At 55.3% G+C, this 13,077-nt stretch carries 13 protein-coding genes; 11 read left to right on the top strand and 2 right to left on the bottom strand.

Translation table 11 applies throughout. The features are described from left to right. Window positions 1-462 precede the first annotated feature (462 nt). Window positions 463-1,086, bottom strand: coding sequence for an alpha/beta fold hydrolase (locus tag ACODTO_RS00690; protein ID WP_258633558.1), 624 nt, complete (start codon window positions 1,084-1,086; stop codon window positions 463-465). 752 nt (window positions 1,087-1,838) lie between these two features. Between ACODTO_RS00690 and ACODTO_RS00685 the strand changes: the two genes are divergently transcribed. The 10 genes from ACODTO_RS00685 (at window position 1,839) to ACODTO_RS00640 (ending at window position 11,772) form a co-directional block, all read left to right on the top strand. Next, window positions 1,839-2,591, top strand: coding sequence for a hypothetical protein (locus ACODTO_RS00685; RefSeq protein WP_258632420.1), 753 nt, complete (start codon window positions 1,839-1,841; stop codon window positions 2,589-2,591). Between the two features lie 417 nt (window positions 2,592-3,008). Beyond that, complete coding sequence (locus ACODTO_RS00680; RefSeq protein WP_258632419.1) at window positions 3,009-3,239, top strand: AlpA family transcriptional regulator; 231 nt, start codon at window positions 3,009-3,011, stop codon at window positions 3,237-3,239. Window positions 3,240-3,243: 4 nt separating this feature from the next. Continuing rightward, on the top strand, window positions 3,244-4,086 hold the full coding sequence (locus ACODTO_RS00675) for a ParA family protein (RefSeq protein WP_258632418.1): 843 nt from the start codon (window positions 3,244-3,246) through the stop codon (window positions 4,084-4,086). A gap of 306 nt (window positions 4,087-4,392) precedes the next feature. Further along, entirely contained in the window at window positions 4,393-5,976 is a 1,584-nt protein-coding gene (locus ACODTO_RS00670; RefSeq protein WP_489105833.1) for a ParB family protein, read from the top strand. Further along, window positions 5,973-6,521: a DUF2857 domain-containing protein gene (locus ACODTO_RS00665; protein WP_258632417.1), complete on the top strand. Its 549-nt coding sequence runs from the start codon at window positions 5,973-5,975 to the stop codon at window positions 6,519-6,521. Before ACODTO_RS00670 ends, ACODTO_RS00665 begins: the two co-directional genes overlap by 4 nt. After that, complete coding sequence (locus tag ACODTO_RS00660; protein ID WP_258632415.1) at window positions 6,518-7,705, top strand: STY4528 family pathogenicity island replication protein; 1,188 nt, start codon at window positions 6,518-6,520, stop codon at window positions 7,703-7,705. Before ACODTO_RS00665 ends, ACODTO_RS00660 begins: the two co-directional genes overlap by 4 nt. Before the next feature lie 142 nt (window positions 7,706-7,847). After that, complete coding sequence (locus tag ACODTO_RS00655) at window positions 7,848-8,603, top strand: PFL_4669 family integrating conjugative element protein (protein WP_258633557.1); 756 nt, start codon at window positions 7,848-7,850, stop codon at window positions 8,601-8,603. Beyond that, window positions 8,600-9,115: a DUF3158 family protein gene (locus ACODTO_RS00650; RefSeq protein WP_258632413.1), complete on the top strand. Its 516-nt coding sequence runs from the start codon at window positions 8,600-8,602 to the stop codon at window positions 9,113-9,115. The genes ACODTO_RS00655 and ACODTO_RS00650 overlap by 4 nt, the downstream gene beginning before the upstream one ends. Further along, the gene (locus ACODTO_RS00645; RefSeq protein WP_258632412.1) at window positions 9,115-9,585 is read left to right on the top strand and encodes a single-stranded DNA-binding protein; all 471 of its coding nucleotides are present in this window, start codon (window positions 9,115-9,117) and stop codon (window positions 9,583-9,585) included. The genes ACODTO_RS00650 and ACODTO_RS00645 overlap by 1 nt, the downstream gene beginning before the upstream one ends. A gap of 219 nt (window positions 9,586-9,804) precedes the next feature. Beyond that, on the top strand, window positions 9,805-11,772 hold the full coding sequence (locus ACODTO_RS00640) for a DNA topoisomerase III (RefSeq protein WP_258632410.1): 1,968 nt from the start codon (window positions 9,805-9,807) through the stop codon (window positions 11,770-11,772). Window positions 11,773-11,816: 44 nt separating this feature from the next. Here ACODTO_RS00640 and ACODTO_RS00635 read toward each other — a convergent pair whose 3' ends face one another. After that, window positions 11,817-12,074, bottom strand: coding sequence for a FecR/PupR family sigma factor regulator (locus ACODTO_RS00635; protein WP_258632408.1), 258 nt, complete (start codon window positions 12,072-12,074; stop codon window positions 11,817-11,819). A 208-nt stretch (window positions 12,075-12,282) separates the two neighbouring features. Here ACODTO_RS00635 and ACODTO_RS00630 point away from each other — a divergent pair, with 208 nt between their 5' ends. Continuing rightward, window positions 12,283-12,624, top strand: a complete 342-nt coding sequence (locus tag ACODTO_RS00630; protein ID WP_027912505.1) for a helix-turn-helix domain-containing protein — start codon at window positions 12,283-12,285, stop codon at window positions 12,622-12,624. The last annotated feature ends 453 nt before the right edge of the window (window positions 12,625-13,077 follow it).

The raw sequence follows: 13,077 nt of genomic DNA, 5'->3' as shown, positions 1-13,077 counted from the left end.
CGGCATCGGTGCCGGGAGACCGGCGAGGCGCACCTGTAACCGGCGCACCGTCCTCCATAACCGACACCGTGAAGACGCTTTCCGAAAAGGAGAAACAATTGCTGACCGATCTGGATTCATCAATGCAGTCTCTACACCTGGTCAATCAAGCGCTGAAGTACTACCCCCACATTACAAGGAAATAAATGCACCCAACCAAAAACAATCAAAAATCTACCCACCAAATACCCAATAACCAAACAATCGCCCATCCGCCAACCCCAGTTAGTACAACCAATATGCAACATATCCAGTCCCCTACTTGATTCGCTCCGCCGGCTATTTTCTTCGAAAATAAATTACTGCAAAATATAGGTCTATTTTTTTGGCGCTTTATACTTGGACGCACTGACCAACCCTCCAACCAATCACTTATAATAATTGTTATTATTTTATAACCACCAATCCGAGAGACTAAAAAGATCAGTTACTTTTAAAGTCACCAGCGGACAATTCCCGGGCGTATCGACCAGGCCTAATTTTCCGATAAGCACGAAGCATCAGACAAATCCAATCATCTTTACCAAATCCCGGATAGATCGTTTCGTTGTGCTCCTTAACCCGTGCGACAGCCTCCTCAAATGAGTAATCCGCGTTCCCTGCATGACCGGCCGTCCGCTTAAGCGCCGGCAATGGAATTCCTGCCCCAATGTCATTTACAACAATTCCAGCGACTCGTTCGGGTTCCTTGCCTGCCATTTCAATAGCCATCAAGCCACCTAAAGTTGTCCCGATGACCACCACGCGTTCGATATGCAGATGATCAAGAAGCGCCCACATATCGCTGATCAATAAGTCAAAGTGGTAATCAGTCGCCTTCGTCATTCGAGCGGAGTGACCATGCCCATGGAGGTCGGAAGCAATGACACGTCGACCCACAGCCAGCCGAGGAGCGAGCTCTTCAAAATCCCGAGAGTTACGCATAAATCCATGTAAACAGAGGACTGCCGATCCTACTCCCTGGGATACGTAATCTCTATAGAACAGCTCTAGGCCGGACCGATCAGCGAATATCGCCTCAGGAGATTCCACCTCGGTTTTAGTCATCACACCTGTCTCCTTTCTTGAGATCTAGCCAAAACGCCTATAGATACGGCCTCGAAACTGTCGGTGAATACAAGAACCAGACTCACCCAAAATCTGACGTAAGTCAATTTTAGAGGAGGGTTATCACATCACGCACCGCCATTTGGCGGTTGAGGGATCCGATGTGAGCAAACACGTTCATGCTGATGGAAACTGGATCAGTAAGCTGAAGGCGGCGCCCATCTGGAGCTTAAGCGCTCATGAGCAATGGCTTTCTGAGCATCGCTTTGGAGGCAAAGTCGACACTACTCTTCCACTGTGTCCTAAGGGTCTTCTCGCAAGCCCATCCCAGAAGAGCTGGTTTGTTACGTGTCGAGCGTCTAAAGCACCGATAGAAAGGTCTTCAAGCCCATCATCCATCGACCTGTTTCATAGGAAGACTTGCGAATCCGATTTGAAAGCTATAAATTGACTTAAAGCGGGTTTTATTTCATCACTCAAACCAACGCTTTACGGGCATTTGAACCATTCGAATTTGACAGTTGCGGCTACAGGATCATCTAGGATTTACTGCGATGGCGACGAACTCTCAGCGAAGGTCAAGGTACCTTAACCTGGAAAAACAAGATGAAGCGATAGGAGATTAATGATGCAAATCTGTTCAGATCCGGTTCACCCAATCGTTGAACGTTGAATAACAATACGGAAGCTATGTGATTGATCGACAGTAATTAATCACCTAGCGGGCATGTCTCTAACAAAGGCTACCCCACATGGATGCTAATAATGATTTTAGTTCAGTAGCAAAACTATTCTACAGGCCAATTGAAGCAGCAATCCGCTGGTGCAATTTAATTGCTTTCGAAGCCCAAATACTTGAATCGATATGGGACCACGTAGACCTGCTTCCCACTATGTTCCCTCAATGGCCTTGTCTATATACCAGTACTGAAAAAATACTAGACGCTATCCGCAATAACGAACTGCGATATGGCGTCTTCGGCAAGTCGGTTGCTCCAGGCACACCCATTGATATCAATATACTTACGGTTAGACATTCAGATTTGAAACAATGGATGGCTCAGTACTGGCCGGACCAGCGACCTGCGTTTCTTTTTGGCACCTCTTCCGACGTGGGAAGTATCTGCTACGAAACCTACCTGGCATTGCAAGCAGACAGGGATGCATTGCAAATACAGCTGAAAGCGTCCGAGGCAGCGCTCCGAACTCTTACAAACGAACTCACCGCAGCAGGTTTGGATCGCGAAAATTTACGCAGCCTAGTCGAAGGCCAAAAACAACTCACTGATCAAAGCAAAGCCAGCTTTCTGAACGTGATAGGCGCTCTAGTTAATACTTTACTAGGTTCGTCCGAATCCGGACGAAAGCATTCGATATTTGATAGCCAAGCGTCCATCGTCAACTCTATTACCGCGCACTACAGCGGCGTCGCCGGTCTAAGCAAACGCTCATTGGACGAAAAATTCGCGGCCGGTAGACGCAGTCTTTCCCAAGCGAAGCAATAAACTCTGCATTCCGCTCATCTGGGTGATTTCCCCTAGCCTGTTAGTGGGTGTAAGCCATTGGCTTCATGCCCATTAAATTTCAAGACATGGTGCGTAGCCAACCACAGAAATTATCAAAAATGCCACATCCAATCGCGATCAGCAGAACGAAAATTAGCTTCTGCTCGACAATATATGAAGGAGTGCCTCGTTGGGTAAGCTCATCGAGTCGCAATGCATCAGCTCCTTTCTTACCTGACTGGCATTCCATAGCATCTATTGGACATCCCATTCGCCGCTGGAAAACGTGCGTTGCCAATCACCGAATATTGTTGCACTGCAATACGAGCGATTGCATTGCAATGACTAATCTAAATTTCTGTTTTTCAATGCACCTCACTTCCCACCACGTGCCAATTAGCGCTAGGAGTGACCAACATGCCCAATCAATCCTTTCCCATCGTTGAAGTTTCTCAACCATATACCGAACGCCACGTCATGCGGCGCGATGAGGTAGAGCGAAAAACCGGCTTTAAACGTGCGCACATTTACAACCTGATGAAGCAAGGGAAATTTCCGCAAGCCAAGCGCATTGGATTGCGTGCTGTAGGTTGGGACTCGCTGGAAATCGAGCAGTGGGTCGTTGAGCGCTTGGGCCAACAGGCCTGATGCCATGCATGTGTTATCGGTGGTTTCCACGAAAGGTGGCGTAGGCAAAACCACAGTAGCCGCCAATCTCGGCGGTCTGCTGGCGGACGCTGGTCTACGCGTCCTACTGCTCGATCTGGATAGCCAACCCACCCTCTCCAGCTATTACGACTTGAGCCAGAAAGCTGTTGCTGGGGCGTACGAGCTCATTGCACTCAACTTAACAACGCCTACACAGATAGTATCCAGGACCGTGATCGCTGGGCTCGACCTGATCATCTCCAACGACGCTCAAGGCCAGTTGAATACGTTGCTGCTGCATGCCCCTGACGGACGATTACGGCTGCGCAGTCTACTCGACGATTTCCGCCCCCGTTATGACCTGCTTTTGATCGACACCCAAGGCGCACGCAGCGTGCTGCTGGAGATGGCCATCCTCGCTTGCGATACTGCCCTCTCCCCCATCACACCGGAAATGCTCGCCGCCCGCGAACTGCGCCGCGGCACTTTGAGGCTGTTCAGTGAACTCGAACCATTTCGTCACCTGGGTATTGCACCGCCACCGTTGAGACTGCTGCTGAACCAGGTAAATAGCATCCGAGTAGACACGCGAATGATTATCCGTGGCCTGCACGAGGCCTTCGCTGGGGCTCCCAACATCTCAGTTCTAGAAACCGTAGTTCCAGACCGAGTGGCTTATCCCAATGCCGCCTCCCTTGGTCTACCAGCCCACCGAATCGAGACTCGCCAGTCACGTGAACGACGCTCGCACTCAGCAATGGAAACCATGCAAGCGCTGGCCATCGAGTTGTTTCCGGAATGGCGCGAAGCGATTTCTAGGGCGAGCAGATACGCAGAGGTCCGATGAGGCGAATTCCGTAGACGGTATTTCGCGCCAAGTCATTTTGTTGTTCAACCTTGAGGCCAACAGCGTTTGGCGAGGAGTCTTTGATGTTGGATCGGTTTCCCATCGTCGTTCAGCCATCCATTCGACAAGATCATCCAACTAGCGAGGAATACTGCACCGTGGTCTTTCGCCTGCAGCGTGGACGCTCGGCCATGGGTTGGTTTCTCGCGGAACTGTGTCGGTATTTCGAATGTTCGGGAACTGCCGAGATCGTAAAATTCGAGGTTGGTGACCATTTGCGTAACCGGCGTTGCTGAGGTTGTTCCAATGAAGAAGCTCAGCCAGCAGGAGATTACCGACAAGCTGCACCAGGACCACTTTCCTCAAGGTCCAGGGCTAGAGAGCCTGTCAGATCCACTCATCGACACACCCATGTTGGTCACTCTGGAGCAGCTGCGACCCTACGAACACAACCCACGCTTCATTCGCAATCCGCTTTATGACGACATAAAGGCCTCCATCCGTGAACGCGGGCTGGACCAACCTCCACCGATTACCCGCCGCCCGGGTGAAACCCACTTCATCATCCGCAACGGCGGCAATACGCGCTTGGCAATTCTCGGCGAGCTGTGGCAGGAAACCCGCGACGAGCGATTCTTCCGCATCCATTGCCTGTTCCGACCCTGGACCGATGAAATCAGCGCCCTACTCGGCCATCTGGCTGAAAGCGATCTGCACGGCCAACTCACCTTCATCGAGCGTGCTCTGGCAGTGACCAAACTCAAGGCCATGCTCGAATCAGATGGAGCACCACTCTCGCAACGTGAGCTGGCACGACGTCTTGCCGCTGGAGGCTATCCGATTTCGCAGTCGCACATCAGCCGGATGCTGGACACCCTTGAACATTTACTGCCCGCCATTCCACAAACCCTATACGCCGGGTTGGGCAAACCCAAAATAGAACGCCTGATCGGTCTGCGTAGCCAGGCTGAACGAACCTGGAATCGTTATCCAACCGACGCCATCGCTTTTCCCGAGTTTTGGCTCGACACCTTAGGGCAATTTGATGCCGCCCCAGAGTCCTTCGACCTTGAGCAAGTCCAGGATGAACTGCTCGAACGCATGAGTCGCTTACTCGGACAGACCTACCGCATGTTGGCCCTGGAGTTGGGCGATACCCAACGGGTTATCCAGACGCCCGGCGCGGTCGTCACGCCGCCGCAGAACAACCTTCTGCCGAGCGTCGATGAGCCCACGGACGAGCCTCCCCCTTCCGAGCCGCATTCCAAATCAGCTGAAACTAGGACGCAGACCGGAACAGAGCGAGAGGAGCAGCTCACGCTGCCCGAAACGACCCTGGTATCTGCAGCCAGCCCTCCGTCACGTGTCCAGCAGATCCGCGAACAGATTGATCGCGCCACTGCATCCGAACCAGGACAGACCGTCGCAACCTGCCCGATCGACGACATCTGGATCATCGCACCGACACTGGATACCCCCGAACAACTGCGTTTAGCCATTGCCGGCTTGGCTCGGGAAATGGCGGCCTATGCCGGACATCCCGAGAGCATCATCGACCAAAAGCACGGCCTGGGTTTCGCCCTCAGCATCGAGCAACTTGATCTTGCAGCCCCTCGGGCGGCCGGCGTTCACCTGTTGCTCTTGGCCCTGCTGCGTGCCCAAGACGAAGTGAACTGGGAGGATCGCAAGCAATTGCCCTCAGCTCTGTTCGGGCAGCTGTTGTTGGGGGTCTATCAACTCCCGCTGACAGATCGTCCCGCCGTGGACGTAGGGCTGGAGCGACTGCCTGATTATCTGTTGATCAAACTGTATCGCCTCATTCGCTTAGCCCGGCGTCTGATTGACCTAACGCTTACTCATGAAGACGATTCAATGAAGGAGTTGCCATGAACCTGTCCTTCAATGTGCTCAACCAGGCCATGCTGACTCAAGTCCTTCACGAGTTGCGTCTGGGTAATCTGCAACGCTGCAAAGCACTCGGACTGGGTGAAGACGACATCTACCTGTTGCAATCCTTACCACCCACCACACTGTCACGTCTGGCCCATGCCACCGTCCCCTGGGTTGAAGTCAAGATTGATTCGCCGGTGCTGCATCGGTTGATCGACCAGGCCGAACGCGACGAACAGAACGAGCGCCTGATCAACCGAGCGCTCAAGCTCGGTGCCAGCAGTACCATCATGTATCAGTGCTTCGGCTTGGCGCATTCGGAAACCGCCCTGCGCCGACGGTTGCTCAAGATAGAAACCCGTAAGGGCCGCCCTCAGAACTTGAGCGAAGCGCAGGAACATGCGCTCTGGCAGCGTTGGTGCCAATTACGCGATCAGGAAGGTGCTGAGGATCAGCTTGACGCCATGATGATGCTGGCCGAGGAGCAACAGATCAGCTTGACCATCGTTTGGCAGCAGATCGACCATTACAGCAACGGAACATGAACACTGCCCCTTCCAGTCGCTGGCAGCGTGTTCTGCAGCAATGCACCCAACAACTAAGTGAACGTTGGCCCGCACGCCCCACCATTGAACCTCCTTCCAACCAGGCCCTGCAGGCGGGCTTTTTGTTCAGTGGCCAATCTCACGAAGTCGTGCCGCGTCGGCTGCTGCTGGATAGTCGGCTGACGCCATTGGAACGGAATGCCTGGCAAGTATTTCGACTCATGCTGCAAGGTCAGGGCGTGGTCACGCCGCGCTATGAAGATCTGCAGCCTTACTTGTCGAGCGTGCCCTACGGTGCGTCAGCCTCCCGTGAAACCATCGCTCGCGTCTTGACGATGCTCAGGTTGACGCGCTGGCTCAGTTTGGTGAGTCGTGGCCGCGATCATCTCAGCGGGCGCTTACAAGGTTCTCTGTACGTCCTGCACGATGAACCGTTAACGCCCGCCGAAGCCATGGAGCTGGATCAGGATTATCTGGAGCTGGTCGGACATGCCCTCTCTCACGCGACCAAGGCGGTGCGAATTGTCGCTCGGCATGTTTTGGAAGAAATTCGTCAGGACACCGATATCGATTTGGATCGACTCCCCACCCGGCTCGACAGTTGGGGCGACCATTGGACGCAGCAAGGATTGGATCTCGCAACCGATGAAGCGTTACACGATTCCGAACTGGGTGGCGCCCACCGCGTTCGGAATCGTGCGGGGCCTAGTTCGGAATCCGAACCGGGTCTGAACGCCCATGTTTCCGGCAGCGTTCGGAATCCGAATGCCGCCTGTACTGTATTAAAAGAAAGTATATGTACTGTACCGCGCGCGACCCCGGCGGTGGATAACCTGCACTGGCCTGATCCGCTGCACCTGAGTCCGAGCGAGCGGCAAGCCGTCACCGTAGCGCTGAACAAGCTTAAACCAGCAGATCGGCAGGCGGTGCTCAACGAAGCGGGCGCACGCTGTGCGGCAGGACGCGTCCGCAAACCCGCGGCGTATCTGATGGGCCTGATCCAGCGGGCGCTGAAAGGCGATTTCCACCCTTGGGCAGGTCAGGCTGAATCGTTACCCATTGCAGAACCGCCACCCGCTCCCCCGCGCCGGCTTAGGAAAAAGGGCGAACCCGCCTCTGCCCTCGCCCAAGCGTGCCTGGATGAACTGCGCCAGCTGCGTAGCAAACGCCCTGGACGTCAGTAGATTTGATGCCACTGGCATCATTGTCAAGCGTATCGAAATTCAACCATCAAACCAAACCGAACAGACCGCATTCAGCTTTTCGGCTGTCCTTGACCATCATCTGTCGCAACGTTTCCGTCCAAGCCTATGCGAGGACAACACCGTGGCCGATCACTATCAGCTCAACCTGGGTTCATTGCGCAGCAGCATCACGCTGACCCTGCACACCCACCACGCCGCCCGGATCTGGCAAGGCCGGACCGCACGCGAAGGCGTCCATTCGATTATGGGTATGGCCGGTTACATCAGCGTCACTAACCTGATCAAACAAGCCGCAGCGCAGGACGATCCCTATGCCGACTGGGCGATCGTGCAGCTTGAAGAAAAATTGATGCAGGCCAAGGCTGGGATGCTGGAACTGACCCAGCAGTTGGACCGGATCAGACAAGAGCTGCCGACGCAGATCGACATGGGCGACAACCTCAACATCCATCCCGTCACCTTACCGTTGTACATCGGCAGCCAGCTGGGCTTCCTGGCCGTCTACCTGCTGACTGACTACGACACGCTGGTGCGGCATACCCTGTTGGCCCATCACACCGCCTTGATCGGTCGCCGAGACATGGAAGCCTGGATCGACGACGGAGCCCATCTGCTGCGCAGCCTGTTCGGCCAGGCCCAGCGTTATCGGCATGCTGGCGTCACCCGTGATGACATGGCGGCGAACAACGCTCGTGCTCTGGCGGCCATGGAGAAGTTTGGTCTCCCTCCTATGGACATCCTTGAGGGGCATCGCCGCTCCCAGTTCGCACCACCCATCGTTCGTCGTGGTGCTGTGGCAGTGGATGGCGCTGGCGCGTTGGCAGAGGAAGCGGTCGAGCCATCTGCAACAGTCGATGAACCGGAGGACGAAGTATGAGGCCCCTAATCCCGACTCAACCAATGCCCCTCGAAACACTCACACCGGATGCCTATCGACAGCTCGAACACGCTGCCTCCCTAAAAGGCCTTTTAAAACCTTTTAAGGGTAAGGGGGAGCTGGAATACCTGGCGCAGGTGGCGAGGGAAATCGAGGCGCAGTTATGTCAGCTGATGGAGGCTGCGGCGCAGCAGGCCGGACAGCCCCCTTACTCACTGCTGGATATTCGACTGGTGCTGCAGAACACCAGTGCGGGTAGCACCTTTTTGCGATGGCGCACCCGAGACTTCGCCCGTATGGGCGTTGCGGTCTGGGAACGCCAGGTCTCCAACAAGGCCTTGCCCCAAGCCGTACGCGAGGAATTGCACCGTTTCGAATGCGAGCGTATCGCACTGAACTTGCAGATGAGCGTGGTGCATTCGCTCTACCGTCAGGCTTCAACCTGCGCGATCAAAATGGCCAGCGCCGAACGGCTGCTGCGTCCGTTCACACCAGCAGTGGAGATATCGTGATGAGTACCTTTTTCGTCGGCGAAGGCAACATCGGCAGTGCGCCAGAGTTCCAGGAGTTCCCATCAGGTAATGACGAGCCACGGCGTTTGCTGCGCCTGAATGTGTACTTCGACAACCCCGTGCCACGCGATGGCAGCTATGAGGATCGAGGCGGCTATTGGGCGCCGGTCGAACTCTGGCACCGCGAGGCTGAGCACTGGAGCACGCTGTATCAGAAAGGCATGCGCGTGTTGGTCGAAGGCCGCACCGTGCGCGATGAGTGGGAGGACAGTGAAGACAATGCGCGGGTGACCTTCAAGATCGAGGCGCGTCGTGTCGGCATCCTGCCTCATCGCGTGCAGAACGTGGTCATGCGGGAGCGCTCCAGTGAATCAGCCTCGTCTGCGGCTCCCGTCGGGCAGGTTACAGACCAGGCCAGCTCGCCTGCGTCGAAGTCCAAAAAGCGCAGAGGGCAGCCACCATCGGCATGACTAACTTGAGGCATAAATATTGCGCCTTTGCGCGAAGTGCCTGGCCTGTCATTACTCGCTGCTCGTGAAGCACCGTCGTCCACGCGACGACAGGGTGGCCTCGCCCCCATTCAAGACCGCGCTCACCGACTAATATGAGGAACCTGTCATTCAGGTTTCTCATATCTCGCCACTGCTGTTTCCAACAACGCTGCTCCGAACTCAATACGGAGCAGTTCTATGCGTCTCTTTCTCTGCGAGAAACCCTCCCAAGGTCGTGACATCGCCAAGGTTCTCGGAGCCAGCCGACGTGGCGATGGTTGCTTGATCGGACGCGAGACAACCGTCACCTGGTGTATCGGTCACCTACTGGAAACGGCCCCACCTGAAGCCTATGGGGATCAGTACAAAACCTGGTCGTTGGATCATCTACCGATCATTCCCGCGCAGTGGAGGGTTGAGGTCAAACCCAAGACTGTCGTGCAGTTCAAAATCATCAAACAGCTGCTCAACGAAGCCACCACCGTCGTCATCGCCACCGACGCCGATCGAGAAGGTGAAATGATTGCCCGCGAGTTGTTAGAGCTCTGCAACTATCGTGGTTCTGTTGAGCGCCTTTGGTTATCCGCACTCAACGAGGCGTCGATTCGCAAAGCACTGTCCTCGCTGAAGTCTGGTCAGGAGACCTTCCCGCTCTATCACTCAGCCCTCGCCCGCAGCCGCGCCGATTGGCTGATTGGTATGAATCTCAGTCGTTTGTTTACCCTCCTAGGACGGCGGGCGGGCTATGACGGCGTGCTGTCGGTTGGACGCGTCCAAACGCCTACTTTGCGTTTGGTGGTTGAACGAGACCGCGCGATTGCCAGCTTCGTCTCTGTGCCGTACTGGGTGGTGGAGGTGCACCTGTCTTCAATGGGGCAATCCTTCATCGCGTCGTGGATACCGCCAAGCTCAGGACGTGACGAAGCCGGTCGCTGCCTGCAGCAGGCGCTTGCCAGCCAGACCGTCCAAGCGATTTCTAGCAGCAAGACCGCCACCGTAGCCTCGCTGCAGACTGAGCATTTGCGCGAAGCGCCACCCCTGCCCTTCGACCTGAGCACACTGCAACAAGTCTGTTCACGCAAGTTGGGACTCGGCGCTCAGGAAACGCTGAACATCGCTCAAGCATTGTATGAAACCCACAAAGCCACCAGCTATCCGCGCAGCGATTGCCGCTATTTGCCAGAGAGCATGTTTAACGAGGTAGCCGCGGTATTCGATGCCCTGCTCAGAATGGATCCCGCGTTACGCCCAGCGCTCGGAAGCATCGATCGATCATTGCGCTCACGAGCATGGAACGATGCCAAGATCACCGCGCACCACGCCATCATCCCCACCACCGAGCCGGCGAACCTTGGGCGGATGTCAGAACAAGAGCGCCAAGTCTACGAACTGATTCGTAGCCACTACCTCGTACAATTCCTGCCGCATCACGGGTTTGATCGAACCGAGGTCGAACTGGAGTGCGGCGAAGAACGGTTAACCGCTGTTGGCAAACAGATCCTGGCTCAAGGCTGGAAAGGCTTACTCTCCGACAACGCCGAAGACGATGAACCCAGTCAAAAGTCCCAGGTATTGCCCGTCCTACAACAGGGTACACAGTGCGCAGTGGACGACGTCGAACTCAAGTCCATGCGCACCACTGCTCCCAAACCGCTCACCGAGGGCGATCTGATCAAGGCGATGAAAAATGTGGCCAAGCTGGTCAACGACCCGCGCCTGAAACAGAAACTTCGGGACACCACCGGTATCGGCACCGAAGCCACGCGAGCCGGCATCATCAAGGGATTGATTGATCGCGGTTATTTGTTGAAGAAAAAGCGTGCCTTAACGGCCTCCGCAGCGGCCCATACCCTGATCGAAGCCGTACCCGCTGCAGTCGCCGATCCGGGTATGACAGCAATCTGGGAGCAAGCTCTGGATGAAATCGAAGCAGGACGTCTGACTTTGGATGCATTTGTTGCCAAGCAGGCGCATTGGATTACGCAGTTGATCGCAAACTGCGGAGCGCTCAGCTTGTCGGTACCGGTCGAAGCCGGGCCTGTCTGCCCCATTTGCAACGCCTCAATGCTTAGGCGGAAGGGAAAATCAGGACCGTTCTGGTCATGTTCCCACTACCCGGACTGCAAAGGCACTGTGCCGATCAGCAAAGGTACGCGACACCCATGACGCGTCATGGGTGATCATCAAAATCTTGGAGTTGATGTACAGGGTCAGTGCGTCATCAACGGCGCCTGATCCTTATCCAAGTTGTCTAGCGGCTGTCCGATTTCACGGGCCAAGGCGATACCTGTCGCGATCCATATCTGCCCCAGTTCATTGAACGCTTTCAGGTGAGCAGGATCTTCGTTGAGCCAATGAACAAGGTCGTCGCGGTGTTCGGGGTTATCAGGGCAGTCATGGATCTTGATGAACAGCTCCAGTGTTCGATCCCAGATCAGGTCCATGACGTTCTCGCGCGGCTCATCCATGGTCAACCTTAACTCCCTCTGGCCCTATCAGGCCGCTCAGTCTCGCTGCTCACTCGGCCTCTGATTCCTGGAGGAATAGATATCACGTCGCGACAAACAGCTATTTCAGTCAATATAACAACCCCATAAGTCGATACTCAACCGTTAAGGATGTTCATGTCAATGGGTCTTTGCTCAACCATTCGGGTTGAATTGGAGAACTCATCACTTGGCACATAAACATCCAACCCAAGCCCAAATTGGGCGCATGATCGCGAAGCACCGCACTCAGCGTAATCTGACCCAGGAAGAGGTGGCTGAACGCCTGGGGATCGGCAGCGAAGCCATTTCCCGCCTTGAGCGGGGTGTGGTGGAGCTTTCCGTGGTCAAGCTGATGCAACTGGCGGACATCTTCGACTGCCGGATGGATGAACTGCTGACGGAGTCGAGCAGTCGCCCCAACGACCAGGGCCAGATGATCGCGGGCCTGCTGAGCGGCCTTCAAGAAAGCGACCGTGCCTTTATCCTGACGACCGTCGAACAGCTGGCCGCTCATCTCAGTAGCAAATAACCTCTTAGCACACTGGCTTGACGTCCTCCCCCCCCTCTGCTGTAGTGCCTCAGGATCATCGCTTACGGCGACCCAAGACCGATTCGCTCCGGGCAGCTCGGTCGGACTCCTAGAGTTCGGGACCTTCTCTTCTGCGGAATTTCATTCCCGCTTTGTGCTCGACCGGATCAATGTGGCGGATGACCACTGTTGCCTCTGCCAGGTAGCAGCGGTCATCCGCTACGGCGATCGCATTCAGTCCCGGAGCCCGCCGGGGAAACACTGGGCACCCTTTGTGCGCGGATGCGTGCCAGCATGTTCCGATCCAGGCCACGACAAGGGTCGGTTGGCGAATCATGGCGCAGTCAAACCAAGTTTTGCGAGGAGCTTGTCGACTGCGTCAGACCGCCTAAGGTGGCTTTTCTATTCCTCGCCTGGCACCCCGCCAGGCCCACTCTTCACTTTCTTCCGTCC

Source organism: Pseudomonas sp. FG13, from assembly GCF_057809755.1.
This window is presented reverse-complemented; position numbering and strand designations above follow the sequence as displayed.

Bases quoted from the DNA above. Each gene is read 5' to 3' on its own strand.
- ACODTO_RS00665 (WP_258632417.1), top strand. From the start codon at position 5,973: ATGAACCTGTCCTTCAATGTGCTCAACCAGGCCATGCTGACTCAAGTC.
- ACODTO_RS00645 (WP_258632412.1), top strand. From the start codon at position 9,115: ATGAGTACCTTTTTCGTCGGCGAAGGCAACATCGGCAGTGCGCCAGAG.
- ACODTO_RS00675 (WP_258632418.1), top strand. From the start codon at position 3,244: ATGCATGTGTTATCGGTGGTTTCCACGAAAGGTGGCGTAGGCAAAACC.
- ACODTO_RS00635 (WP_258632408.1), bottom strand. From the start codon at position 12,074: ATGGATGAGCCGCGCGAGAACGTCATGGACCTGATCTGGGATCGAACA.
- ACODTO_RS00640 (WP_258632410.1), top strand. From the start codon at position 9,805: ATGCGTCTCTTTCTCTGCGAGAAACCCTCCCAAGGTCGTGACATCGCC.
- ACODTO_RS00680 (WP_258632419.1), top strand. From the start codon at position 3,009: ATGCCCAATCAATCCTTTCCCATCGTTGAAGTTTCTCAACCATATACC.
- ACODTO_RS00685 (WP_258632420.1), top strand. From the start codon at position 1,839: ATGGATGCTAATAATGATTTTAGTTCAGTAGCAAAACTATTCTACAGG.
- ACODTO_RS00660 (WP_258632415.1), top strand. From the start codon at position 6,518: ATGAACACTGCCCCTTCCAGTCGCTGGCAGCGTGTTCTGCAGCAATGC.
- ACODTO_RS00690 (WP_258633558.1), bottom strand. From the start codon at position 1,086: ATGACTAAAACCGAGGTGGAATCTCCTGAGGCGATATTCGCTGATCGG.
- ACODTO_RS00650 (WP_258632413.1), top strand. From the start codon at position 8,600: ATGAGGCCCCTAATCCCGACTCAACCAATGCCCCTCGAAACACTCACA.
- ACODTO_RS00670 (WP_489105833.1), top strand. From the start codon at position 4,393: ATGAAGAAGCTCAGCCAGCAGGAGATTACCGACAAGCTGCACCAGGAC.